Raw genomic sequence first — 25,492 nt, 5'->3', positions numbered from 1 at the left:
CGCCACAGAAGCGCGGCGGGGCCTCAATCGTGGTGGGGGCGGGGGCGTGATTCTGCGGCTCATCAGGTTCGCGCGGCCGGCTCGGGGGCGGCTGCTCCTCGCCGTCCTGTTCGGGGTGCTGGCCCTCGGCAGCGGGGTCGGGCTCATGGCGACGTCCGCGTGGCTCATCTCCCGGGCGGCGCAGCACCCGCCCGTCCTGATGCTGATGGTCGCGATCGTGGCCGTCCGGGCGTTCGGGCTCGGACGGGGCGTGTTCCGCTATGTCGAGCGCCTCGTCGGGCATGACGCGACCTTCCGCATCCTGGCCGACCTGCGTGCGCGCGTGTACGAACGGCTGGAGCGGCTCGCGCCCGGCGGACTGCCCGCATTCCGTGGCGGCGACCTGCTCAACCGGCTCGTCGCCGACGTCGACGCCGTCCAGGACCTCTTCCTCCGCGTCCTGCTGCCCTGCACGGTCGCCGCCGTCGTCGGCGGTGCCTCGGTAGGCGTCGCCTGGGCGCTGCTCCCGTCGGCGGGCGCCGTCCTGCTGGTCGCCCTGCTGGTGGCCGGGGTCGTCGCCCCCTGGCTGTCGTCCGCCATGGCGCGCCGGGCCGAACGCCGGACGACCGACCTGCGCGGCGAACTGACCTCCCACGTCGTCGACACCCTCCAGGGCGCCCCGGAGCTGATCGCCTACGGCGCGGCCCCCGCCCAGCTCGCCGAAGCCGTCCGCCTGGACCGCGACTTCACCCGCGCCACCGCCCGCTCCGCCGCCACCGCCGGCCTCGGCGCGGCCATCTCCGCCCTCGCCGGCGGCCTGGCCGTGTGGGGCAGCCTCGCCGTCGGCGTCCCCGCCGTCCGCTCCGGCGCGCTCGACGGGGTGCTGCTCGCGGTGATCGTCCTGCTCCCGCTGGCCGCGTTCGAGGTCGTCGCCGGGCTGCCCCTGGCCGCCCAGTACCTGCAGCGGGTGCGGCGCTCGGCCGCGCGGATCTTCGCCGTCCTGGACGCGCCGCCGCCCGTCCGCGAGCCGGCCGACCCGGCGCCGCTGCCCGCGTCCCCGTACACGCTCGCGGTCGAGAACCTCCGCGCCCGGTGGACGCCGACCGCCCCCTACGCGCTCGACGGCGTCTCCCTTGACCTGGCGCCGGGCCGCCGCTGCGCGATCGTCGGACCGTCCGGTTCGGGCAAGACGACCCTCACGTCCGTCCTCCTGCGGTTCCTCGAACCGGCCTCCGGCACAGCGTCGCTGAACGGGATCGGCCTGGAGGCCCTGGCGGGCGACGACGTCCGCGAGGTCATCGGCCTGTGCGCGCAGGACGCGCACCTGTTCGACTCGACGATCGGCGCGAACATCCGCCTGGCCCGCCCGTCCGCGACCGACGACGAGATCCGGGACGCGCTGCGCCGCGCCCGCCTCCTCGACTGGGTCGACGCCCTGCCGAAGGGGCTCGACACGCACGTCGGCGAGCACGGCGCGCAGGTCTCCGGCGGCCAGCGCCAGCGCATCGCCCTGGCCCGCGCCCTCCTCGCGGACTTCCCGATCCTGCTGCTGGACGAGCCCGCCGAGCACTTGGACATCGCGACCGCCGACGAACTCACCGCCGACCTCCTGGCCGCCACCGAGGGCCGGACGACCCTCCTGGTCACCCACCGCCTAGCCGGCCTGGACGCCGTCGACGAGATCATCGTCCTGGACGAGGGACGCGTCACCGAACGCGGAACCCACGCCGACCTGGTCTCCCGCCCAGGCCTCTACCGCTCCCTCTGGGAACGGGAACGCACCCCGACCAAAGCGGACCGATCCCCGGTAGTCCGCCAGAACAGAACCTGACACAGCACGGTCCGCCTCACCCGGACCGGCCTCGCCGTCAGCAACCGCCGCCTCGCTCGACCGATGACGGCACTGCGGGTCGAGCGCGCCGACCTCGCTGATCGGCGCGCTCACCGGGGCACCTGACGCGAAAGCGTGAAAGGACCATGGCCGGGCGCCGGCGATCTTCTTATGCTCCGGAGTCCGGTGATGCATCCCGAAGGGCCGACTCCATGCCGCAGCCCCCGCCCCGTCTCCCCAGAACCGCACCTCCATCGGCCGCAGGCAGTTCCTCGGCGTGACCGCCGGAACGGCCGCCGCGTCCACCCTCCTGCCCTCAGCCCCGGCGCACGCCGCCGCACCTGGCCGCTCGCGACACCGCAGGGTCAGGTTCGGCGTGAACTACGTCCCGAGCAAGAACTGGTGGTTCTCCTGGTCGGACTGGGACCGCAGGTCGATCGCCGCCGACCTCGACGACATCGCGTCCCTCGGGATGGACCACATCCGCATCATGCTGATCTGGTCGGAGCTCATCGACGAGGGAACCCGCCCCGCCGTCGTCCTCCAAAGCCGCACCGCAGACCCCGCCTACCTGACGGCGCGCGGCATCAAAAACCTGCTCCCCCTGAACTGACGGTGCCCTTCTCACCCGGCCGCCCACAGTCGTCTCAAGGAGATCCCGATGACACCGCCCACCCGCCGCACGTTCCTCATAGCCGGCGGAACCGGCATCGCCACCGCCGCGTTAGGCAACCTCCGCCCAGCATCCGCCGCGACCTGGGAAACGGTGATCAACGGCTCATTCGCGAACTACGCCACTCTCGAATCGGCGTGGAACTACCGCTACCCATGGGGTTCGGACCACAACGGCAGCGCCCGCATGTACGGGAGCACGTCCGACCACAACCACGCCTACCTCGAAAGTCCCGGCGTCCTGACCCTCAAGGCCGCCCGCATCACCTGGGACGAAGGCACCAGCTCAGCGGACCCGCACCTCCCGATCCGCTACCACTCCGGCGCCGTTCACGCCAAACAGCAAGTTCTGGTCAACGACCAGTTCCCCAACTGGGAGGTGAAAGGCGAGTTCCAGGCCCCCTCCACCCGAGGAACCTGGCCGGCCTTCTGGCTGACCGGCGCCGACACCTGGCCCCCGGAAAGCGACATCCTCGAATACAAGGGGGACGCGCGCAACTGGTTCAACACCTACCGGAACGCGTCCGGCGGATGGTCCAACACCATCGTCAACATCTCCACCCCCACCTCCTGGCACGGCTACCGCGCCTGGATCACCAAGGTGAACAGCACCGACGTAGACATCCACTACTACCTGGACGGCACCTGGGTCGGCCGCCACCGCGGAGCCAACTTCGTAGGCCACCCGATGTGGCTAATAATCAACCTCCAAATGGAAGGCTCCTCAGGCACCCCAGGCCCCACAACCGACACCCACTACAGAGCCCGCAACCTCTACGTAGGCCGCACCCGTTCCTGACCACGGTCACCCACCCGGGCTCACGAAATCAGAACCCGCCCCAGAAGACATACCCGGACAGCGAATCAACGGCCCGCGGCACCGAACCGGAGGCTCCATCCGAGGTCGGCACGAGCTTCCATTCGCCGTCCCACTCCACGGTCGTGGTCCTGGCCATGCGCTTACCGCGCACGGGGTCCAGCGAGACCGTCCCGACTACCGCGCTCTGTGGCGTGTAGGAGACGATCCGAAAACCCCTGAACTGCGCGGCCTCCTTAGCCGGCACAACCTTGCTGGAGGCCCGCACCCGCGCGTAGGCGGCCTTACCCTCACCCGCCACAACTTGCCGCTCGAGGATCGTCTGCCACTTCTCCGACCGGTCGAGCCGCACACTGATCTGCACCGCAGCCAACAGCGCCCCGCGCGGCGTGTGCGCGTAGCACCGCGCAATGTCACCCTTGACGGACAGCGGCCCGACCGACGGCGAGAACGGCAACGCAACACCCTCGAAGCGTTTCCACCACATCTGCCTCGGTGCCGTATGAGGGATGGTCGGGATGTCCTCGGCAGCACACCCGCGCACCCGAACCGCCCCCGAAGCCGATAACACCGGCTTCGCCGCAGCTCCCACGCTCTCCTCGTGAGCATCTCCTCCACACCCGGCGACCGCCAGAGCAAAGAGACCAACGACAACTGGAACGCAAACTCTACTGAACAAGGTCGGAGCCCATTTCACGAGACACAAAACACAAGCAGGCCGACATGCTAGCCCCCTGATCACTGGCTGGGGTCATCACGGCGGCGGCGCGCTTCGTCCGTCCAAGACAAATCCGCTCCGCTGTTCCCTTGCGAGCCTCTATCCCACGCACGCATGTCGCGGCGATTCTCACGCATCTCCCCTGTCAGCGCCGCACCGCCCCGAAGCCGATGCCCCCGCCGGCGCAGATGCCAGTCGAAAAGCACTCCGTAAGTAGCCAGCAGGACGAAGAACCCAAGAACGAACCACCACATGCGATCATCCTCGCTTGCCCGGCCAGGCCCCACAATGGAGGACTGCACACACCGCCTCGGGCTGCGCCAGCGCAGAGGCTCCGTCCGCAGGAACGCGACCGTCCCGCAGGCGTCGGCAAGGTGCTCGTGCTCGCACTTGCAGCCCGGTTCGTGCTTCTCCGCTCGACAAAGGAGGGTTACGCTACGCGGGTCGCTGACGGGCATATCGGGCTGCGTGCCCGTCCTGGGAGGCAGGCATGCTACGGCTATGGGATGCGCTCATGCGCCTCGATGACCGCCTGCTTTACGACTCTGAAGGCCGTCTTCGCCGGAAGTCCTTCGCCCCCGCTCGCACCGCCGTGGTCTCGGCCCTCGTCCTGGCGGCGGGGCTCGTCGGCGTCACCGGTCGAGTGCTGTGGTGGACGGAACCGACAGCAGGCCCCGGCGCACTCTGTGTCGGGGCAGGACTCCTCGGCTTCCTCCGGAGGACGCTCGCACAACGACACAAACAGCACCCCCACGCATCCGGTCCCACCGTCGGTCCCCACTGATCGTTCTCCGGGGGGAACACAACGGACACGCACAAGGCCCCGGAGAGCCCTCACCTGATCAGTCCGCACGGCCGCACCGCCCCAGGCATGAACGCTCCTTCTCTCCGCATGACCATTCGCTGTCCCACACATGTTCAGCCTCATGGCTCAGTGGAAGTCCGACCTGCGCGACGCCATCCCCGGTCTGACGGTCACCCGACCGTACGGGACGCCCCTCGACGTCATCGGCCACGTGGTGGTGGAACCGCCGCAAGGGCGAGGTGTCCTGGTGGCGAGTCGACAACGTGCACCCGGTCGCAGACTCGGATGGCGCGGCCGAACGCATCACCACTACGGCTGAAGGTGTGCTGGTTTGACCTGTGGCGGGCAGTTGACTCCTGCCCGTCCAGATGCACAAACGCCCTCATCCGGCTGCGGATGAGGGCGGTGGATGGGTGGAGCCTAGGGGATTCGAACCCCTGACACCCGGCTTGCAAAGCCGGTGCTCTACCAACTGAGCTAAGGCCCCGTGCTGGGCGGGTCAAAGCTTACCTGGGGTCGGGGGTGGGCGTGGCATCGGTGTGGAGGAGGGCGGGGAGGTCGGCGACGGTCGGGAGGATGTGGGTGGCACCGGCGGCGAGGAGGCGGTCGCGGGGGTGCGGGCCGGTGAGGACGCCGGCGGTGATGGCGGCGCCGGCGCGGCGGCCGGATTCGATGGCGGGGGCGGTGGCGCCGCAGACGGTGATGTGGCGGACGTCGTCCACGCCCAGGCGCAGGGCCGCGGTGAGGACGAGGTCGGGACGCGGGCGGTCGCTGGAGACGTCCTCGGGGCTGAGCGTCAGGTCGACGCGGTCCCACCAGCCGAGGGCGTCGAGGACGCGGGCCTGCGTGCTGCGGCCGAAGCCGGTGAGCAGGCACACGCGGACGCCGGAGGAGCGGAGACGTTTCAGCGCGTCGTCGGCTCCGGGCACGGGAAACAGGCCGTGCCGGTCGATGAGCTGGCCGTAGGACCGCTCGAACGCCAGATGCGCGGCCTGGGCGCGGGGCTCGTCGAAGAGCGAACGAAAGATGGCGATCTTCGATTCGCCGCGCGTGTCATGGAAGCGGGCGACGGCACGCCGGTACGCCGCAGTGCCGGAGACGATCCCCAGGGTGGCGATCGCCTCGGCGAAAGCGGTTTCGACGATGGCGCCGTCCGCGACGGTGGTCCCGGCGAGATCGATGCAGGCGACTGCGTCGGTCACGCCGGGCCCTGTCGCCGGCGTGTCAGCTGTCGGACGACGTGGCCTCGGTCCACAGGTCCAGCTCGGCGCGGTCCTGCTGCATCCGGCGCCAGACGGCGAAGCCGCCGAGAGCGACAACGGCGAGAATAAGCAGCTTCTTCACGGTGGGACCCCTTCACCTCGACTATGAAGTCAAAACCCGGGGACCGCGAATCTGTGCCTGCTTCCCCCAGGTTCCTGGAAGCCTAGCAACCGTTGCCGGGCGGTCCGCACCCCGATCACCGTTATCGGACGGCGCGTCTGATGGACGGTCCCTCGCCGGGACGCCCGGACGGCCGCATAATCCGAAGTGACGACCTTCGGGAGTGCCGATGGCAGAGGACGACTTCCGGCGCTGGGAACGCGAGTTCGACCGCGGCGCGCCGCAGGAGGGCGCGTCCGGGGGCCGCGGGCTCGTGCTGATCGCGGGGATCACCGCCATCGGATGCGCCGCGCTGATCGTGATGGGCGACGTCCCGCTGGGCGCGGCCGGGCTGGTGCTGTCGTCGATCATCCTGCTGCTATGGCGGATCGGGATGTGATCCGCCATCATCTCGGCATGGATCTGCGCGGAGCGAACGTCCTGGTGACCGGCGCGACCGGCGGGATCGGTCAGGCGCTGGCGAAGGCGCTGGCCGGACGGGGCGGGCGGGTCGTGCTGACCGGCCGGCGGGCGGACGTCCTGGAACCGCTGGCCGAGCGGCTCGGCGGACGCGCCATCGTCGCCGACCTGGCCGACCGGGACGCGGCCGAGAAGCTGCTGGACGAGGCCGGACGCGTGGACGTGCTGGTCGCGAACGCGGCGCTGCCGGCGTCCGGGCTGCTCAGCGAGTACTCGATCACGCAGGTCGACCGGACGCTGGACGTCAACCTGCGCGCGCCGATCGTGATGGCGAAGCTCGCCGCCGCGCAGATGGCCGATCGTGGCCGCGGGCATCTGGTCTTCGTGTCGTCGCTGTCCGGGAAGGCTGCGTCCGGCCAGGCGTCGCTGTACAACGCGACGAAGTTCGGTATGCGGGGATTCGCGCTGGGGCTCCGGGAGGATCTGCGCTCGCACGGCATCGGCGTGTCGACCGTTTTCCCGGGGTTCATCCGGGATGCGGGGATGTTCGCGGAAGCCGGAGTGCAACTGCCGAAGGGGGTCGGGACCCGGTCGCCGCAGGACGTGGCCCGCGCGACCGTCCGGGCCATCGAGCGCAACATCGCGGAGGTCGACGTCGCGCCGCTCGGGCTGCGGCTCGGCGCACGGATCGGTGGGATCGCGCCGGTCCTGTCGGCGGCCGTGCAGCGGCGCGCGGGCGGTCACCGCGTCGCGGCCGGCCTCGCCGACGGCCAACGCGACAAGCGCTAGCGACCGTGCCCTGAAGCGGTCGAGCGCGAGGCCGGAGCGCGGGACCGTAGGGCGGGACCGTAGGGCGGGACCGTAGGGCGGGGCCGTAGCGCGGGACCGTAGGGCGGGGACGTAGCGCGGGACCGTAGGGCGGGGACGTAGGGCGCCAAGTGGTGGGCGACAAATCTGGATACTGCGGCGATAATCCGGGCGTGTCCTGCTTGATCAGCGGGACGAGCCAGGCGCTGCGTCCGGGCCGCACACCCTCGCCTGCCGCGTGCGCCGCCGCCGAGGAGGTCTGCGCATGTGGACGACCAGGAAGACCGTGATCGGGGCGGCGGCGGTGACCGTCCTGCCGCTCATGGCCGCACCCGCCTGGGCGGCGGAGCCCGCGGACGCGACCGTGGTGCCGATCCAGGTGACCGGTGACCCCACCAAGCGTTTCAACCTGGTGGTGCTCGGCGACGGCTACACGCCGACGGACATGCCGAAGTTCCGGACCGATCTCGCCAAGCACCTGAACGACCTGTGGACGATCGAGCCGTTCAAGTCGTACCGCAGCTACATCAACGTCTACGCGGTGGAGATCCCGTCCGGCGAGTCCGGGGTCAGCTGTGACCCGGCGCTGTCGTCGCCGCGTCGCACGACACCACTGCGCATGGCGTTCTGGAGCGGATGCCGTTCGGACGGCATTCAACGCCTTCTCGTCATGGACTCTGCGGCGGCCAAGACGTACGCGGACCTCGTCCAAGGTGCGACACAGGGAAACCGTCAGATCCTTGCGCTCGCCAACAGCGACACCTATGGAGGTGCAGGCGGGACGTACGCGACGGCCTCCGGAGGGAACGCGATGTCCGCTCTCATAGCCCCGCATGAACTCGGGCACTCGCTGGGTGGGTTGGACGACGAGTACGACTACTACCAGCGGGGCGTTCCGGGCGGGACGTACACCGGTCCTGAGCCCGACTCCGTCCACCACACGCTGCTGACCGAGCATGAGATGACCGCGCAGAAGAAGAAGTGGTGGCGGTGGCTCGGTGAACGAAGCGAAGCCGGAGGCACCATCGGACGCTACGAGGGTGGGCTGTACTTCAGTAAGGGCGTGTGGAGGCCGAGTCGGCATTCGATGATGAAGACGCTCGGCTACTACTACGACCAGGTCGCGCGTGAGCGGATGACAGAGCGGATCTCAGCCAAGGTCAACCTCGTCCAAGCGCACACACCCACGGACACCCCGGTGGGCGACGACCGTGTCCTGTGGGTGGAGACGATGCATCCGGCCGGTCATCGGTTGTCCGTCGCCTGGTCGGTTGACGGGAAGACCGTGCGGAGGGGTTCCGACCTCGACCTGTCCAGGCTGCACCTCAAGAAGGGCACGCACACGGTCAAGGTGACGGTCACCGACCCCACCAAGTTCGTTCGGGACCCGGTCATACGGTCGTCGGCCGCCCTCGCTCAGGTCCGCACTTGGACGGTGGACACCAGCGTCCGAACGCCATCGACGCCCGTGCCGGTCGACTTCAGTTCGTCTACGCCGACCGACAAGCCGGTGGGCGCCGAATCGGTCGTGTACGTGGAGACGACCCACCCTGCACGGTTCGCGCCCCGGGTGCGTTGGGAACTCGACGGACGTCCCGTACACGCCGGCGACCGGGACATCGACCTCGGACGGTTCCGCCTGTCCACAGGCACGCACACGCTGGTCGCACGGGTCGGTGCCAACAGCCGTACATGGACGATCGACGCGGGACGTCCGACGGTGACGTACACCCTGTCCAAGGCTGCGCAGAGCCGGGTGCGCGCCGGGCACACGTCCGAATACGTCTTCAACGGCCCGTTCACCATGCGGCTGACCGGAACCGACGACCGTCCAGGCGTGGTCGTCTCGGAGTTCCGCGTGGACGGCGACGGGTGGTTCAACTACTTCGGCTGGCCGACCGACTCGTCCGCCCCCTGGCTGTTCACCGCGGACGGCACCGTCATCGACAGCCTCACCTACGGCAAGCTCGGCAAGGGCCGCCACACCATCGAGTACCGCGCCACCGACCCGTCCGGCAACACCAGCAAGCCCCAACGCTTCACAGTCACCTTGCGCTGACCGCGGTCGAGTGGTCGTCCGGGTGGCGGGAGTTCGAGTGGTCATCCGGGTGGCGGGAGTTCGTGTCCGCAGTGCTTCTCAGCCGGAGGCCGGTTCGGGGGTCGTCTCCGTGCCGGCGGCCTCGGCGTCGCCGGCGGGTGGCTCGGGAGACGGGGAGCGGTGCGCCGTCGCGAGCACGGAGCCGCCCAGGATGAGCGCGAACGAGGCGATGATCGTCCCGGTGAGGGGCTCGCCGAGCAGCATGACCCCGGCGGCGACCGCGACGGCCGGGTTGACGTACGTGAACACCATCCCGCGGGACGTGCCGACCTCGCGGATCAGTTCGAAGAACACGATGAACGCCAGCGCCGTGCAGATGAGGCCCAGGCCGACGAGCGCGGCGAGTACGCGTCCGCTCGGCATCGCGTCCGGCCAGGTGGCGATCGCCGGGCCGGTGTAGACGAGCGCGGCGATGGCCAGGGCGAACGCGGACATGTGCAGGCTCGGCAGGTCCTGGAGGCGCCGGGTGGCGATCATCGGAGCGATCGCATAGCCGAGCACGACCAGCATGACCTCGCCGATCGACCACGCGCTGCCGCCGCCGAGGTGCGGCCCGGCGAGGACGGCGACGCCGGCCAGCCCGACCAGCAGTCCCGCCCACCGCACCGGGCCGAGCCGCTCCGCGTCGCCGGTGAGCCTCGCCAGCACCACCCCGACGATCGGCACGGCGGCGATCAGCAGACCCGTCATGGAGCTGGTCAGCCGGTTCTCGGCGTCCGACAGCAGCGCCCACGGGCCGAGGATCTCCACCGCGGTGAACAGCAGCAGCGGACGCCAGTGCCGGCGGACCGCGTCCAGCTGCCCGGACCGCAGCGCCAGCGGCAGCAGGACGAGCGCGCCGAGCGCGGTCCGCGAGAACACGACCATCGGCACCGAGACGCTCTCGACCGCCACCTTGATCATCAGGTAGGGGATGCCCCACAGCACGCTCATCAGCGCGAACAGAACCCAGCCACGGCGACTCACAACGACCTCCGTTCCAGCCCGCCCCATCCTGTTGCCGCGGCCGCGCGCCGCGGCCACCCTCGATCTCCCGGCATGGGACGGCGAGCCGCCGGCAGCGGCCTCGGCGCCCGGCCATGCTGAGCGCAGGAAGGACGCCACCGTGTTCAGTGCGCTCGGCCGGCCTCATCGGGGCGGACGACGATCAGGATGCGGGACGGAGGTTTGCGGTGTCTTGAACGCTATTGCGGTAGGCACCCGGCGTCACGCCGAGGACGCGGCGGAACCAGCGGGTGAGATGCGCCTGGTCGGCGAACCCGACGAGCGTCGCCGCCTCGGCCGGACGGTGCCCGACGTCCAACAGGGCGCGGGCCCGCGCCACCCGGTGCTGGGCGAGCCACGCGTACGGCGGCATGCCCACCGCGTCACGGAAGGCGCGCAGCAGCTGATAGCGAGAAAGCTCCAGGTCGGCGGCCATCTCGGCGAGTGTCGGCGGGGCGGTCAGCTCGTCCGAGAGGCGGGACGCAACCTGGTGTGCGATGTGCGCCGACTCGGTTCTGCCGCGCGGCGGCGCCGCCTTCGGTCCGTGCACGGCATGCCGCCGGACGAGGGCTCCGAGCACTCCGAGCAGCCGTGACTCCCCCTCCAGGGGATCTTCGCCGAGCCGGAGGGCGCGGTGCGCCAGCCGCAGCTCCTCGCCGAGCCGGACATCGTCGATGATCGGCTCCCGGAAGTGGGGTTCGGTCAGGACGAGTCCGGGTTCCGCGGTCGTCGCGGCGCCCAGCAGCTCGGCACCCGGGTAAAGGCACAGGTAGGCGAAGCCTTCCGGACGTGCCGGGCCTCCCGTGTGCGCCTCACCCGGCTCGACCACGACGACGCTGCCCGCCGCCGAGTAGATCTTCTCGCCCCGGTAGCGCATCGTCTCCAGGCCGTCGACCGTCACCCCGATGGCGTACTCGTCGTGGGTGTGCGGCGCGTAGTGCCGGCTGCCGATCCTGGCCGTCAGCAGATCGAGCGGCGCCCCCTGGATCCCACCGACCCGCGTCCAGAGAGTCTGATCACCAGCCATCACACCACCCCCACAACCACACCCGCCTCACCCCGCACAATGCGGCTTGCGCTGTCGAAGCCGTCGCCGATAGGGCCACCAGGGTTGGACCGGGAGCCGGCAGCAAAGCCTGGGGGCGCCGCTATACGCCGACATGCTGTCGGGGTTGGGGCGGTCGGGGTGTCGGTCAGGCGGAGAAGATGTGCCGGAGCCGCCAGCGGTCTTCGTCGCGGCCGAGTTCCGCGACGGCCACGCCCTCGGCGCCGGTGATCCGCACCCGGTAGACCCTGCCCTCGCGAGCCGTCCCATAGGTCTTCAGCACTTCGTCCACCGCATAGCGCGACCCCCGCCACTCGTACGCGGTGAGCCGTCCCGCGGGGTCGTGCTCCGTGCGGACCGGCTCGTTCAGCAGCTGCCCCATGCCGGGAGCGTAGCACGCGTTCGAACTGGTGTTCGCAGGTCGGACGGCCTTTCTCGGCCTCGCGCCCAGGCCATCGTAGAGGTGCCGGCACCCGCCGCGCCGGGCGTGGCGCGACAGTCGATTCCAGTCGGAACCGGCGAATCACGGACATGACACCCGAGAAGATCCCGGCTCTCATCCCCCGTGCGGCGGCCCGGAGACGCGGGACGTCCGCACGCCGCGCGGCGAAGGCACGACGGCGAAGGCGTCCGAGCACGCGAGCGACGGCGTATCCCATCGGCCAGCCCCCGACCGGACGGCGGGGAGATCTTCGCCGGTGGATGGCCGGCGGTGGACGATCCGCTGCGGCGCGCCCCCGCGAATGGACCTCGAAGGCGCTAATCCACAGGCTGTGGACAACCTTCACGCACATCTCTTCTTCCCTGACAGCAGGCGGTCTGGAGGCCGTGTCCACAGGAGGATCCCCAGAACAGCCGGGCTTTCCACCGCCTCCACGACGCATCGGGCGCCGTTCTCCCCATCATCCACACCGCTGCGGCCTCACACACAGAATCCACAACCTGTGGATAACTTTCGTGCACAACCTGGGTACGACCGGCCGACGCTCTGTCCACCATTCTTCCCCAGGTCACCCCCAACCGGCATGCTCGGTTGTCCACGTGGTGGAAAAGCCGCTGACCAGGGATGACATCCGTTCTCGATCATCACTGCCCACACCCCGTTCACAGCCTGTGGGTAAACGCCCTCCACAACCCCGGCGCACCGGTGGACAACACTGCCCACCGGTAATCCCCAGCTACGTCCCCAGGTCGGCCACCGCCGCAACGCGGCATGCAGTCACCGCACGACGCACCCGGCACCTGCCCGGTAGAAGCCCAGCTACCGACCATGGGCCCCGGCTCGAACCACCCGGCCCTGCCCGCAGTGCGCAGGCCGACCCACATGAAGGCGGCGGCCCGATGCTCGTTCATTCGGCTTCATTCGGCGGGAAGGAACTCTTCCAGGTCGGCTACGCGCCGGAGGTCGTCCGCCCCAGCGGACGCGTCCGCAGCGGAGACGCTGCGCGCTTCAGCGAGAAGGGCGCGAGCGCGGGCCCACTCGCCCATCTGGACGGCGCCATCGGCCCGCAGCACAAGAGCCTTGAAACGTTCGGACGGAGTGAGGGGCTCATCGGACGCCAGCAGGCGGTCGAGGATCCGAGCGGCGGCCGGGTGGTCCCCCTTCGAGTCACCGCCCAGAAGCGCGGCCATGTGGAGCGCCTTGGCCACCCTCTCCGTCGGGATCGGCGCGTGCCCCAGGTCGTCCGAGATGGGTTGGCCGATGCGGAGCTGGAGGCCGTCCGGGTCGCTGAGGAGGAACTGCCGGACGCCGTAGGACATGTCACGCAGAGCGCTGATCCTCGGGAGCCCCCGCGTGGGGACGCGGCCGAGCGCCTGCTTGAGGGCTCCGCGAAAGGACTCGTACATGTCGTCCACAGCAGTGGTGGCGATGTAGCACATGTTCATGGACGCGGCCGGGTCGTGCTTCTTCAACCCGAAGAATTGAACATCGACGTCGCCGCGCCGGACGGCGAGATAGGGGTTCGGGCGTGTTTGCCAGCCGGTCTGCTCGAAGCCCAGCACCCGGTAGAAGTCCCAGGTCGCCTCGATCGAACGGCACGGATAGATCGGGATCGCCTTCTCACTCATGTCCGGAGAGTAGGAGCGGCGTACAGCGTTAGTCAAGTTTGATTACCTCCTGGACGGCTCCGGCCGGCCGCCGACACGGAAGAGCCGTCGAAGTGTCTTCGCCTCGCAGCGCCATCACCGTGGAGGATGATGAAGGTCGTCCCAGACACGGCCGCATGGCGGTCCCACCACAAGAAACGGCCGGCGCCCGGTTCGGTGCGGGCCACGCAACCGCAGCACTTTTCCACAGACTGTGGACAATGACGTCGGAGGCATCGTGGACTTCACCGAGCACACCGCCGCGGAAGCCGTCCAGAACAGTTTCAGCGAGACCCCGGATGCTCGCCTCCGGGACGTGCTGACGACGCTGACCCGCCACTTGCACGCGTTCGTCCGTGAGGCGAGGCCGTCCGTCCGGGAGTGGGAGCAGGCGATCGAGTTTCTCACCGCGGTGGGCCAAACCTGCACGGACACACGGCAGGAGTTCGTCCTGCTGTCGGACGTTCTGGGCGTCTCAATGCTCGTGGAAACCATCAACGAACAGGAAGGCGGGACGGAGAGCACCGTCCTCGGCCCGTTCCACATGGTCGAATCGCCACCGCGCGCGCTCGGCGACAGCATCGATCTTGTCGGTGAGGCCGAACCCTGCATCGTGTCAGGACGCGTCCTCAACACCGCAGGAACGCCGCTGCCCCACGCGGAGGTCGATGTGTGGCAGTGCGACGAGAAGGGTTTCTACGACGTCCAGCAGCCGGATGCACAGCCGTCCGGCAACGGCCGCGGACTCTTTCGAACCGATGCCGAGGGACGTTTCCGCTTCCGCACTGTCGTCCCCAGCCATTACCCGATCCCCACGGACGGTCCGGTCGGCCGGCTCCTCAACGCCACCCGGCGGCACCCCTACCGTCCCGCGCACATTCACTTCATCGTGCGGGCACCTGGGCATACCCCGCTGACCACGCACATCTTTGTGGCGGGCAGCCCCTATCTGGACTCGGACGCCGTCTTCGCGGTCAAGCACGGCCTCATCGTCGACTTCGCCGAGTCGCACGACGCCGAGGCCGCCGCGCGCAATGACGTCCAGGCCCCTTTCCGTCACGCCGAGTTCGACCTCGTCCTGACCAGCGAGCAGGCTTAGCCAGGACGAATGCCCATCCTGGCGGCTCTGGCACCCGGTCGGCCCGCAGAACTGACGCGCCTCACACCCCTACACATTCAAGAACGATCGCGGCGACTTCAGTTATCCACAGCCTGTGGAGAAATTGCCGGTTCTCTGGATAACCGCAGCCGCCAAGCACTCGAGCCGAGCACAGCAGACACAGCCCATCCGCGCAGGAAGCCGCCCGGCGGCCCAAGCCCCGTAGCCCCCAGAGCACAGCGATCGACTTTTCTCGCTTTTCGAGTGAACCGTCCATCCCCGATGTACGTCGAAGTCCTGACGGAAAGGGAGCACGATGTCGTTGGACGAACTTGTTATTGAGCGAGAACGCCTCTTCGAGGCGTGGGACGAGGCCGTCGGGGGCTTCCTCCGCGACCTCGAGGGCTTTGTCCGGCTCACGCAGCAGCGCGCGCTCATCCAAGCGGAGATGCACGCGCTGAACGACGTCTACGGCGCCATAGGGGCCGCCGGCTCGTCGGTCGAAGGGGACCGGCGGCACGCGGAGACGACCTCGGCGCTGGTGACCCTGCGGATCCGCTACGCCTTCGAACTGGAGATCGTCGAGGCGACCGCGCTGCTGCGCCAGGTCGACGCGCTGCAACCCCTCGCCGCACAGCGGCAGGCCGTCTTGTCGGAGCTGAAGCGGTGGCTCCCGGCCGAGTACAGCGACGAACTGGAGACCTTCCAGAAGGCGGCCGACCTGGGGATCGAGTTCCTGCAGATGCAGCTCACCGACTCGCACGACCGGTGGCAGGGGTCCTGGCGCGCCGCCATCGAGACCCAGCGGCTCGGCGCCGGGCAGCTGGAGCAGATCGCGCCCGGCTCGGCCGCGTCCTGGCGGTTCAACGCACCGCCGGGCTGGCCGCAGCCTCAGCCCGGCTGGTCGCCGGGGCCCGACTGGCTGCCCGACCCGTCCTGGGACGTCCCAGAAAAGGACTGGCACTTCTGGACGAGGGACTGACCCCCACCGCCCCGCCCCGCCATTCGCAGCAACCTCAACCGGGAGGGGGCGTGGGGGCGGAGCCCCCACATCGGGGGTCCGGGGGTCGCCCCCCGGGCAAACGACAAAGGAGTGGCGGTCGGCGCTCTCCGCCGACACACCACTCCCAACTCGTTTGTGGGCCTAGGTGGACTTGAACCACCGGCCTCATCCTTATCAGCGCTCATCGGTATGCATTCAAATGATTACCTAGAGTCAAAGATTTCCGCTAAGCTGCTGGTCAGAGCGTTGATCGAGTGTCAGATGATCCCTCCTCATGGCACTCGATATCGCAAGATCCAGTGCCATGAGAGTGCCAAACGATCAACTGCCGGAGTGATCGACTTGGGTCAGGTGCAGGTCCGGTTCACCAAGACCGGTGTCCCCCGCTACCGCGCGATGTACGACGATGCGCGCGGCAGGCGCCAGACGGCCGGAACGTTCACCACCGAGAAGGAGGCCATCGCCGCATGGCACGCCGCCGAGGCGGAGATCGCCAAGGGCGGGCTGGGCGACCGGCGCCGCGGGCGCCAGACCTTCCAGACGTACGTCGAGAAGAAGTGGCTGCCGCACCAGGTCCTTGAGGCGACTACCCGGCAGGACTACACCTACAAGATCAACAAGCACCTCATGGGCTTCTTCGGCCCCATGCGCATGTGCGACATCCTCCCCGAGCACGTCCGCGAGTGGATCACCGAGATGCAGCGCAAGGGGGCATCCGCGGCCACGATCCAGAAGTGCAAGCGGGGGATCCTCAACTCGATCTTCACCACGGCCCTCAACGACCAGGTGATCAGTCATCATCCCAGCCGTGGGGTGCGGATCCCGCCGGTCCCCAAGAGGCCGAAGAAGGTCATCACGGCCAAGCAATTCGACAGCCTCTACCGGGCGCTGCCCGACGCCGACAGCCGCCTGCTCGTCGAGACGGTCATCGAGAGCGGGCTGCGCTGGGGCGAAACGGCCGAACTTCGTGTGAAAGACCTGGACTTCACCACGCGCGTCCTCACAGTCAGCAGGACGGTCGTCGAACTCAACCCGAAGTTCCATCCGACCCAAGGCCGCTTTCTCGTCAAGCCCTATCCCAAGGGCAAGGAGTACCGCCGCTTCAAACTCAGCCCCCAGATCGTCCGCAAGCTCCAGGCACACGTTGGGGACCGAGGCCTCGGGGAGGACGACCTCTTCTTCCAGTACCTACCCGTTGATCAGCCGAAGCCCAGGAAGCTACGTCCCATTCCGGTGCCTGGTGCCCACGGCAAGACAGCCCCCAACGAACAGGGGAAGAGCTACGACCACGGCTCGCTCACCGCCTACACCACTGGAAAGTGCCGCTGCGAGTACTGCAGGGAGGCCTACCGCCTCTACCGCGCCCGGCGTCGAGCCACGGGCAAGGACAGCCCGCGCTCGCCGCGCGTACGCCAGTCCGACGGTCACATCCCCGCCGACTGGTTCCGCAAGCAGATCTGGAACCCGGCCTGCAAGACCGCCGGGCTGGACCATGTCACCCCGCACCACCTGCGCCACGCTCATGCTTCCTGGCTCCTGGCCGGCGGCGCAGACCTCCAGGTCGTCAAGGAACGCCTGGGCCATGCCTCGATCGCTACCACCGAGCAGTACCTACACACCCTGCCCAACGCCGATGAGACCGCGCTCGCCGCCCTCGGCAAGATCCGCGGACCCCAGGTCAACGAAGCCCCGGAAACTTCCGAGCTGGACACTCTCAAGGCCGAGAACGAACGTCTCCGAGCCGCCATCGCCGACGTGGCTCTGGCTCTCCGCCCCGACTCCCGCCCCCACCTGAGCACGGCCTGACGGCAGGTCCCGCCTCGGGGGCGTATTCGCCCCACAAAAAAATGCGGCCCCTGAACGGGGCCGCCCTGTCGGCCGTAACCGACTTCGTCTGCCACCCAGGATAGTTACTACTTCCGGCACGCGCCACCTCCACCGACGTCTAACGTTCTGTCACGTGCCGGATGCGATCGCGTACGTCGACGGGTTCAACCTCTACCACGGGTTGAAGTCCAAGTACGGCCGTGCCTACCTGTGGCTCGACATCGTCCAGTTGGTGCAACGGATGCGGCGCGATGACACGGTGCGAGCCGTGAAGTACTTCACTGCCATCGTCAAAGGGGAGCCGGACGCAGCCCGTCGCCAGGAGACCTACCTGGCCGCACTGGCGGCGTACCGACCCCAGGTGCAGGTCATCCGAGGCCACTTCAAGGTGAAGAGCATGCGGATCAGCTGCCGGGCCTGCGGCGCACAGTGGCAGTGCCAGTGCCAACCGCCTCAGCAGCGTTACCGCACCTACGAGGAGAAGCTGACCGACGTCGCACTGGCCACCGAGATGGTCCGGGACGCCGCACTGGGGAACGGCGACTTGTCGTTGCTGATCTCAACGGACACCGACTTCCTACCCGCCATCCAGGCCTCGCTGGAGTTGGCACCCACTCGCCCGATACTGGTCGCCTGCCCTCCAGGCAGAGGCAGCCCCAGCCGGTTCGACGGCATGGTGACCTCCTTCCCGATCAGGGAGGAGCATCTGAAGGCCTCGCTACTGCCCGACTCCGTCCCGGACAAGGGGCTGGTTCGCCGACGTCCCGACAAGTGGGCGTGACCGTCCTCACCGGACACACGACCACCTGAGTTCGGCGTCAGGGCAGGTGCCGACGGATCTCTTCGGCGAGGTCATCGAGATGCCGCACGGTACGCGCCGCCGTATCCATGTACCGGCGCAGTTCAGGCGGCAGTTCCCCCGAGTGCACGGCGGCGACCGCCTGATTGAGGTTCACGCCGATACGCCTGGCCTGCCCGGCCGCATGCATCACCGTCTTCAGGGCCTCCCGCAGCAGGCCATATTGCGGCTGGACGCTCCCGCGCGCGGCCGTAAGGACCGTCTGTGCCGCGTACGCGCCCAGCGCGAGTCGCTCTTCCGCCGCAGCCGAAGCCACAAGCGCGTGCTCTTCGTCCGACAGGGATAACCTCACCGATCGTTCTCGCCGTGGAGTCCGATGTGCTCGCCGGTTCACCCTCGGTGCGCTCGTCGGCCTCGCTTCACCATGTCCGGCTACTGCTGCCACCCCCCGGATCGCGCTCGATCCTCGTCCACCACCTGGACCGCGCCCGGTCCAGGTCGCCTTATGTGCACGATTTCCATTTCTTGCCCTGCACCAGCAGAGGCCCTTGGAACGGCGTCCAGTCGTGGCCCCTACACCGCCGGCTCTGAGAGTCCGGGACGAGCCTCCGAGCCTCGGCTTGAAGCCGCCTGGTCAGAAGCCCTCGCACGCATCACGACGGGGGGACAGGCCAACACACGGGGGACACGAACTGTCGGCTGGTGGGTCCTGATGGTACGAGGTCCCAGTGCCATCGGAGTGCCAAAAGATCTTGAGGCCGGGTCCGCTGGACGCGGAACCGGCCTCTGACCTGCGCTTTTGTTGTGGGCCTAGGTGGACTTGAACCACCGGCCTCATCCTTATCAGGGATGCGCTCTAACCGACTGAGCTATAGGCCCGGAGTGTGCCGCCGCCCCTGGCGGCGCAACGAGAGGTTACCCCATCTGGGCGGACAACCGGAAATCGATTGCCGGGCGGCGGCGGGAGGGGGCTACTCGGCCTCCTTCAGGGTGACCTCGACGCCGCCCACCAGGTCGGCGGCGAGGTTGTAGATGACGGAGCCGACCGTGGACAGGGCGGTGATGAGCATGACGTTCAGGGCGCCCACGAGGACGGTGTAGCCGAAGACGCGGAAGAAGGAGAACCAGCTGCCGGCGTCGACGCTGCCGGTGGTCTCGCCCTGCTCCTTGGTGAGGCTGTTGATCGTGTCGCTGATGGCGTCGAACACGCCGAGGCCGGACAGGATCGCGTACAGGACGATCACGGCGACGAGCAGGACGACGAAGCAGACCAGCGACATCACGAAGCTGAACTTCATCACCGACCACGGCTCGAGCCGCGACAGCTGGAGCTGGGCCTTGCGGGCCGGCTTGCCGTTCGCCGGTTTGGTGGAGTTCGCCGGGGTCATGGCGGTGGACGGCCGGTCCTTCAGGACGGTGCCCGCGAAGCCGCGGCCGGAGCCGCCCGAGGAGGGCGAGGGCGAGGGCGAGGGCGACGAGGCGGCGGCCGAGTTCCCCCCGGCCGGGTTCCCCGCGGCGGCGGAGTTGCCGGGGGACCGGTTGAACAGCTTGCGGGCGCTCTCCGTACGTCCTGCCGAGACCGAACCGGACGGCTCGGCGGGTTTGGCCCAGCCCGCCGAGCCGGAGGAGGACGACGGCGACGATGACGGCGAGGACGGAGAGGAGGAGGCCGCGGCGGACGGCGCCGAGGGCTTCGCCGGCGAAACAGACGAATCCCCGACAGTGTCCTTGACCGGGGCGATCTCGGAACTGCCGGAGTCCTTCGCCGACTTGTCCTCGATCTTCGCCAGGTCGATCCGGGTCGTGTCGGCGCTCGACGAACCCGACTTTCCAGACGAGCCCGGCTTACCGGCGGCGTCCGACGTGTCGAGGTCGACGGTCGTCTCGTCCCGCCCGGACTTGGCGGACGCGGCGGCGACGGTCTTCGCCGGCTTCGTCCCGGGCTTGGACGATCCCGACCCCGATCCCGCACCCGGCTTCTTGCCGGCGCCACCCGTACCGCCGCCCGTGCCCTCCGCGCCCGTGCCGTCCGCGCCGGGCGGTCCGCCCTTGTTCTTGCCGGGCTCGGTGCTCACGTGTCCTCCTGGCCTAGCGGCTCGGTGACGATGCAGGATACGTCACTCACCGTCGCCCCCTTCGCCATCGTCCGAGTCCTCGGCGGACTCGGAGTCGTCAATGGACTCTACGTTCCTCGCGATCGCCACGATGCTGTTCCCGTCCGCCAGGTTCATCAGGCGGACGCCCATGGTCTGCCTGCCGGACTGCTTGATCTCCGCGGCGGTGGTACGGATCACGCCGCCGTTCGACGTCATCGCGAACACCTCGTCATCGGGGCCGACCATCAGCGCCCCTACCAACATCCCGCGCGATTCAACGATCTTAGCGGTGAGGACGCCCTTACCCCCACGTCCTTGGAGCGGGTATTGGTCCACTGGAGTGCGCTTGGCGTAGCCGCCACGGGTGGCCACCAGGACATCGTCCGAGCCGTTGTGGACGACGAGCATGTTGAGGACTTCCTGGTCCTCGTCGAAGCGCATGCCGATGACGCCGGACGTGGCGCGTCCCATCGGCCGGAGCGACTCGTCGTCCGCGTGGAACTTGATCGCCTGCGCGCCGGAGGAGATCATCAGCAGCCGGTCGTCGGCGGAGACGAGCCGCGCGGCGATCACCTCGTCGCCCTCGACGAGGTTGATGGCGATGATGCCGCCGGTGCGCGGCGAGTCGAAGTCGCGCAGCGCGGTCTTCTTGACGCGGCCCTTCTTCGTCCCGAGGACGAGGTAGGGCGCGACGTCGTAGTCGCGCAGGGTCATGACCTGGGCGATGCGCTCGTCCGGCTGGAAGGCCAGCAGGTTCGCGACGTGCTGGCCGCGCGAGTCGCGGCCCGAGTCGGGCAGCTCGTACGCCTTGGCCCGGTAGACGCGGCCCTTGTTGGTGAAGAACAGGATCCAGTTGTGCGTCGAGGTGACGAAGAACTGGTCGACGATGTCGTCCTGCTTGAGCTGCGCGCCGCGGACGCCCTTGCCGCCGCGCCGCTGCGCCCGGTACAGGTCGGTCTTGGTGCGCTTGGCGTAGCCGCCGCGGGTGATCGTGACGACGACGCCCTCTTCGGCGATGAGGTCCTCGTAGGAGACGTCCCCGTCGAAGGGGATGATCTCGGTGCGCCGCTCGTCGCCGAACTTCTCGACGATCGGGGCGAGCTCGTCGGCGACGATCTGCCGCTGCCGCTCAGGGGAGCCCAGGATGTCGTTGTAGTCGGCGATCTCCGCCATGAGCTTGTCGTACTCGTCGATGATCTGCTGGCGCTCCAGGGCGGCGAGCTTGCGCAGCTGCATGTCCAGGATGGCCTGCGCCTGGATCTCGTCGATCTCCAGCAGCCCCATCAGGCCCTGCTGCGCCTCGGACGCGGACGGCGAGCGCCGGATCAGCGCGATGACCTCGTCGATCCGGTCGAGGGCCTTCAGCAGCGCGCGCAGGATGTGGGCGCGCTCCTCGGCCTTGCGGAGCAGGAACCGGGTGCGGCGGACGATGACGTCGATCTGGTGCGTGACCCAGTGCCGGACGAACTGGTCGATGCGCAGGGTGCGCGGCACCCCGTCCACCAGCGCGAGCATGTTCGCGCCGAACGTCTCCTGTAGCTGGGTGTGCTTGTACAGGTTGTTCAGGACGACCTTGGCGACGGCGTCCCGCTTCAGCACGATGACGAGCCGCTGCCCGGTCCGGCCGGACGTCTCGTCGCGGACGTCGGCGATGCCGTCGAGCTTGCCGTCCTTGACGCCGTCCGCGATCTTCAGGGCGAGGTTGTCCGGGTTGACCTGGTACGGGAGTTCGGTGACGACGAGGCAGGTGCGGCCCTGGATCTCCTCGACCTCGACGACGGCCCGCATCGTGATGGAGCCGCGCCCGGTGCGGTACGCCTCTTCGATGCCCTTGCGGCCGACGATCAGGCCGGCGGTCGGGAAGTCGGGGCCCTTGACCCGCTCGATCAGCGCCTCGAGCAGCTCCTCGTCGGACGCGCCGTAGTTGTCCAGGAACCACCGGACGCCGTCGGCGACCTCGCGCAGGTTGTGCGGCGGGATGTTCGTCGCCATCCCCACCGCGATGCCGGCGGACCCGTTGACCAGGAGGTTCGGGTACCGGGACGGCAGGACGTCCGGCTCCTGGGAGCGGCCGTCGTAGTTGGGGGAGAAGTCGACGGTCTCCTTGTCGATGTCGCGCAGCAGCTCCATCGCGAGGGGCGCCATGCGGCACTCGGTGTACCGCATCGCCGCGGCGGGGTCGTTGCCGCGCGAGCCGAAGTTGCCGTTGCCGTCGACCAGCGGGTACCGCATCGACCAGGGCTGGGCCAGCCGGACGAGCGCGTCGTAGATGGCGGAGTCGCCGTGCGGGTGGTAGTTCCCCATGACGTCGCCGACGACGCGGGCGCACTTGAAGTAGCCGCGGTCGGGCCGGTAGCCGCCGTCGTACATCGCGTACAGGACACGGCGGTGGACGGGCTTGAGACCGTCGCGCACCTCGGGCAGCGCGCGCGCGACGATGACCGACATCGCGTAGTCGAGATAGCTCTTCTGCATCTCGACCTGGATGTCGACCGGCTCGATCCGTTCGCCGGGGTAGCCGCTCTCTGTGGTCACGTCCGTCACTCTCAAAACCTCTTCTGCTCGGTGGGAAGCTCAGCGGGAGAAGTACGCCTGCCTGCGGGAGTCGCGGGAGCCTGGGAGCCGGCTGGCGGTGGGCCGGGGCCCGGGACCGGGGCCGTCCTACGGCCGGGTGGGCCGATGGGCCGGGTGGCCGGTGCCTGGCCGGGTGGCCGTCGTGGTCAGGCCGCTGGGAGCTCGGCGCGCGGCGCGTACCTCAGATGTCGAGGAAGCGCACATCCTTCGCGTTGCGCTGGATGAACTCCCTTCGGGGCTCGACCTCCTCGCCCATGAGCACACTGAACAGCTCGTCCGCCTGGGCGGCGTCGTCCAGCTGGACCTGCAGCAGGACCCGGTTGTCGGGGTCCATGGTGGTGTCCCACAGCTCGTTGGCGTTCATCTCGCCGAGGCCCTTGAAGCGCTGCACCAGGTCGCGGGGGCGCGGGTCGCGCTTCCCGGCGGCGATCCCGGCCTCGATGACCGCGTCGCGCTCGGCGTCGGAGAAGGCGTAGTCGGCCTCGTTGCCCCGCGCGTCCCACTTGATCTTGTAGAGCGGCGGCTGCGACAGGTACACGTGGCCGGCCTCGATCAGCGGCTTCATGAACCGGAACAGCAGCGTCATCAGCAGGGTGTTGATGTGGTGGCCGTCGACGTCGGCGTCCGACATCAGGATGATCTTGTGGTAGCGGAGCCTGCTGATGTCGAACTCGTCGTGCACGCCGGTGCCGAGCGCCGTGATGATCGCCTGCACCTCGTTGTTCTTCAGGATCTTGTCGATCCTGGCCTTCTCCACGTTCAGGATCTTGCCGCGGATCGGCAGGATCGCCTGGAAGTGCGGGTTGCGGCCGCCCTTCGCGGAGCCGCCCGCCGAGTCGCCCTCGACGATGTACAGCTCGGACTTGGCCGGGTCGGTGGACTGGCAGTCCGACAGCTTGCCGGGCAGCGACGTCGACTCCAGCAGGCTCTTGCGGCGGGTCAGGTCGCGCGCCTGCCGCGCCGCGACCCGCGCCCGCGCCGCCTGCGACGCCTTGTTGATGATCTCCTTGGCCTCGCCCGGGTTCTCCTCGAACCAGTCGCGCAGGTGCTCGTTGCACGCCTTCTGCACGAACGACTTGGCCTCGGTGTTGCCGAGCTTGGTCTTCGTCTGGCCCTCGAACTGCGGGTCGGCCAGCTTGATGGAGATGATCGCGGTGAGGCCCTCGCGGACGTCCTCACCGGTGAGGTTGTCGTCCTTGTCGCGCAGCAGGCCCTTGTCGCGGGCGTACCGGTTGACGATCGTGGTCAGCGCCGCCCGGAAGCCCTCCTCGTGGGTGCCGCCCTCCGCCGTGTTGATGGTGTTGGCGAACGTGTGGACGGACTCGGCGTAGGACGAGTTCCACTGCATGGCGATCTCGATCGACATGCCGTCGGTGTGGTCGTCGAAGTACACGACCGACTCGTGGACCGCGTCCTTGCGCGCGTTGATGTAGCGGACGAAGTCCTCGATGCCGCCCTCGTAGTGGTACCGGACGACGTGCGGCTCACCGTTGGAGTGGTCGGGACGCTCGTCCCGCAGCGTGATGGCGAGGCCGCGGTTGAGGAACGCCATCTCCTGCATGCGGCGGGAGAGGGTCTCGAAGTTCCACTCGGTGGTCTCGAAGATGTCGGGGTCCGGCCAGAACCTGATGAGGGTGCCGGTGCCGGAGGTCTCCTCGCCCTGCTGGAGCGGCGCCTCGGGCCCCCGCCACGTGTACGCCTGGCGCCAGACGTGGCCGTTCCGGCGGACCTCGGCCTCCAGCCGGCTGGACAGCGCGTTGACCACGGACGAGCCGACACCGTGCAGACCGCCGGAGACGGCGTAGGACTTGCCGTCGAACTTGCCGCCCGCGTGCAGCGTGGTGAACACCAGCTCGATGGCCGGACGTTTCTCCACCGGGTGCTCGCCGACCGGGATGCCGCGGCCGTTGTCGTCCACGCTCACGCCGCCGTCGGCCAGCAGCGTCACCACGATGCTGTCGGCATGGCCGGCAAGGGCCTCGTCGACCCCGTTGTCCACGATCTCGTAGACGAGGTGGTGCAGGCCGCGCTCACCGGTCGAGCCGATGTACATGCCGGGTCGCTTGCGAACCGCCTCGAGTCCTTCAAGGACAGTGATCGAACTAGCGTCGTACGCCAAAGGAGATCCTCCTGCCGGGGATGTCTGCCGCTCCGCGCCCGAGGGAGGCGCGGTGTGCCCCGTAACACACATGGGGGCACCCGGTTCGTGCTCTGTTCACGTTGGTGAGAGCCCCGGGCACCCCATGACGGCGCAGCATCCTGAACCCTCAAACATTCTACCGGGTGACGCGGCGAAAAGTGGCACTCACGAGCGCTGTATGCGCGTGTGGCGGCCGATCTGACCGGGAGCCACATCCCCCCATAGGTCCCAGGGCGTTCTCTGGCCTACGTGGCGCTGGCCGCTGAACTGGGCACCCCGCCCCCGAACAGATGTTCCCCGCCACCCACCGCGACCCCACCGCGACCCC

General features: G+C 68.8%; 21 protein-coding genes and 2 tRNA genes. 10 read left to right on the top strand and 13 right to left on the bottom strand.

Annotated features, from left to right (window positions below; translation table 11 throughout):
- Nucleotides 1-46 precede the first annotated feature (46 nt).
- The 3 genes from cydC (at nt 47) to ABZ806_RS05095 (ending at nt 3,281) form a co-directional block, all read left to right on the top strand.
- Nucleotides 47-1,810 (top strand): thiol reductant ABC exporter subunit CydC, encoded by a 1,764-nt coding sequence (cydC, locus tag ABZ806_RS05105; protein WP_500215460.1) that lies wholly within the window; start codon nt 47-49, stop codon nt 1,808-1,810.
- Nucleotides 1,811-2,087: 277 nt separating this feature from the next.
- Entirely contained in the window at nt 2,088-2,423 is a 336-nt protein-coding gene (locus ABZ806_RS05100; RefSeq protein WP_500215458.1) for a hypothetical protein, read from the top strand.
- A gap of 48 nt (nt 2,424-2,471) precedes the next feature.
- Entirely contained in the window at nt 2,472-3,281 is an 810-nt protein-coding gene (locus ABZ806_RS05095; RefSeq protein ID WP_500215457.1) for a glycoside hydrolase family 16 protein, read from the top strand.
- 28 nt (nt 3,282-3,309) lie between these two features.
- On the opposite strand, the gene ABZ806_RS05090 is transcribed toward ABZ806_RS05095, so the two are convergent.
- The 4 genes from ABZ806_RS05090 to ABZ806_RS05075 form a co-directional block, all read right to left on the bottom strand.
- A complete protein-coding gene (locus tag ABZ806_RS05090; protein ID WP_500215455.1) occupies nt 3,310-3,891 on the bottom strand; it encodes a DUF8175 domain-containg protein in 582 nt (193 codons plus the stop codon).
- Between the two features lie 1,345 nt (nt 3,892-5,236).
- Nucleotides 5,237-5,309, bottom strand: a tRNA-Ala gene (locus tag ABZ806_RS05085).
- 19 nt (nt 5,310-5,328) lie between these two features.
- Nucleotides 5,329-6,024: an HAD family hydrolase gene (locus tag ABZ806_RS05080; RefSeq protein WP_500215453.1), complete on the bottom strand. Its 696-nt coding sequence runs from the start codon at nt 6,022-6,024 to the stop codon at nt 5,329-5,331.
- Between the two features lie 22 nt (nt 6,025-6,046).
- A complete protein-coding gene (locus ABZ806_RS05075) occupies nt 6,047-6,166 on the bottom strand; it encodes a DLW-39 family protein (protein ID WP_217711122.1) in 120 nt (39 codons plus the stop codon).
- A gap of 208 nt (nt 6,167-6,374) precedes the next feature.
- Between ABZ806_RS05075 and ABZ806_RS05070 the strand changes: the two genes are divergently transcribed.
- The 3 genes from ABZ806_RS05070 to ABZ806_RS05060 all read left to right on the top strand — a co-directional run bounded on the left by ABZ806_RS05070 (nt 6,375) and on the right by ABZ806_RS05060 (nt 9,470).
- Nucleotides 6,375-6,584 carry a hypothetical protein gene (locus tag ABZ806_RS05070; protein WP_500215452.1) on the top strand — a complete coding sequence of 70 codons (210 nt, stop codon included), beginning with the start codon at nt 6,375-6,377 and terminating at the stop codon, nt 6,582-6,584.
- A gap of 17 nt (nt 6,585-6,601) precedes the next feature.
- Complete coding sequence (locus ABZ806_RS05065) at nt 6,602-7,393, top strand: SDR family NAD(P)-dependent oxidoreductase (RefSeq protein WP_500215450.1); 792 nt, start codon at nt 6,602-6,604, stop codon at nt 7,391-7,393.
- Nucleotides 7,394-7,676: 283 nt separating this feature from the next.
- A complete protein-coding gene (locus tag ABZ806_RS05060) occupies nt 7,677-9,470 on the top strand; it encodes a M64 family metallopeptidase (protein WP_500215448.1) in 1,794 nt (597 codons plus the stop codon).
- A gap of 78 nt (nt 9,471-9,548) precedes the next feature.
- On the opposite strand, the gene ABZ806_RS05055 is transcribed toward ABZ806_RS05060, so the two are convergent.
- From ABZ806_RS05055 to ABZ806_RS05040, 4 genes are all read right to left on the bottom strand, one after another.
- Nucleotides 9,549-10,475 (bottom strand): DMT family transporter, encoded by a 927-nt coding sequence (locus tag ABZ806_RS05055; protein WP_500215446.1) that lies wholly within the window; start codon nt 10,473-10,475, stop codon nt 9,549-9,551.
- A gap of 181 nt (nt 10,476-10,656) precedes the next feature.
- The gene (locus ABZ806_RS05050) at nt 10,657-11,520 is read right to left on the bottom strand and encodes a helix-turn-helix transcriptional regulator (RefSeq protein WP_500215444.1); all 864 of its coding nucleotides are present in this window, start codon (nt 11,518-11,520) and stop codon (nt 10,657-10,659) included.
- 166 nt (nt 11,521-11,686) lie between these two features.
- Nucleotides 11,687-11,920 carry a hypothetical protein gene (locus ABZ806_RS05045; protein ID WP_346040997.1) on the bottom strand — a complete coding sequence of 78 codons (234 nt, stop codon included), beginning with the start codon at nt 11,918-11,920 and terminating at the stop codon, nt 11,687-11,689.
- 977 nt (nt 11,921-12,897) lie between these two features.
- Nucleotides 12,898-13,608, bottom strand: a complete 711-nt coding sequence (locus ABZ806_RS05040) for a bleomycin resistance protein (protein ID WP_500215443.1) — start codon at nt 13,606-13,608, stop codon at nt 12,898-12,900.
- A gap of 256 nt (nt 13,609-13,864) precedes the next feature.
- On the opposite strand from ABZ806_RS05040, the gene ABZ806_RS05035 reads away from it, so the two are divergent.
- From ABZ806_RS05035 to ABZ806_RS05020, 4 genes are all read left to right on the top strand, one after another.
- Nucleotides 13,865-14,725 carry a dioxygenase family protein gene (locus ABZ806_RS05035; RefSeq protein ID WP_500215442.1) on the top strand — a complete coding sequence of 287 codons (861 nt, stop codon included), beginning with the start codon at nt 13,865-13,867 and terminating at the stop codon, nt 14,723-14,725.
- A 316-nt stretch (nt 14,726-15,041) separates the two neighbouring features.
- Nucleotides 15,042-15,707: a hypothetical protein gene (locus ABZ806_RS05030; RefSeq protein ID WP_500215440.1), complete on the top strand. Its 666-nt coding sequence runs from the start codon at nt 15,042-15,044 to the stop codon at nt 15,705-15,707.
- Between the two features lie 354 nt (nt 15,708-16,061).
- On the top strand, nt 16,062-17,534 hold the full coding sequence (locus ABZ806_RS05025; protein WP_500215438.1) for a tyrosine-type recombinase/integrase: 1,473 nt from the start codon (nt 16,062-16,064) through the stop codon (nt 17,532-17,534).
- Between the two features lie 154 nt (nt 17,535-17,688).
- Entirely contained in the window at nt 17,689-18,336 is a 648-nt protein-coding gene (locus ABZ806_RS05020) for an NYN domain-containing protein (RefSeq protein WP_500215437.1), read from the top strand.
- A 37-nt stretch (nt 18,337-18,373) separates the two neighbouring features.
- Here the strand turns inward: ABZ806_RS05020 and ABZ806_RS05015 are convergent, their stop codons facing one another.
- The 5 genes from ABZ806_RS05015 to gyrB form a co-directional block, all read right to left on the bottom strand.
- Complete coding sequence (locus tag ABZ806_RS05015) at nt 18,374-18,706, bottom strand: hypothetical protein (RefSeq protein WP_500215436.1); 333 nt, start codon at nt 18,704-18,706, stop codon at nt 18,374-18,376.
- Between the two features lie 453 nt (nt 18,707-19,159).
- Nucleotides 19,160-19,233 (bottom strand) — tRNA-Ile (locus tag ABZ806_RS05010).
- A 92-nt stretch (nt 19,234-19,325) separates the two neighbouring features.
- On the bottom strand, nt 19,326-20,429 hold the full coding sequence (locus ABZ806_RS05005; protein WP_500215435.1) for a DUF3566 domain-containing protein: 1,104 nt from the start codon (nt 20,427-20,429) through the stop codon (nt 19,326-19,328).
- 42 nt (nt 20,430-20,471) lie between these two features.
- Nucleotides 20,472-22,994: a DNA gyrase subunit A gene (gene gyrA, locus ABZ806_RS05000; RefSeq protein ID WP_500215433.1), complete on the bottom strand. Its 2,523-nt coding sequence runs from the start codon at nt 22,992-22,994 to the stop codon at nt 20,472-20,474.
- A 211-nt stretch (nt 22,995-23,205) separates the two neighbouring features.
- The gene (gene gyrB, locus ABZ806_RS04995) at nt 23,206-25,143 is read right to left on the bottom strand and encodes a DNA topoisomerase (ATP-hydrolyzing) subunit B (RefSeq protein ID WP_500215431.1); all 1,938 of its coding nucleotides are present in this window, start codon (nt 25,141-25,143) and stop codon (nt 23,206-23,208) included.
- Between the last annotated feature and the right edge of the window lie 349 nt (nt 25,144-25,492).

This window comes from Spirillospora sp. NPDC047418 (assembly GCF_040643275.1).
Taxonomy (GTDB): domain Bacteria; phylum Actinomycetota; class Actinomycetes; order Streptosporangiales; family Streptosporangiaceae; genus Spirillospora.
This window is presented reverse-complemented; position numbering and strand designations above follow the sequence as displayed.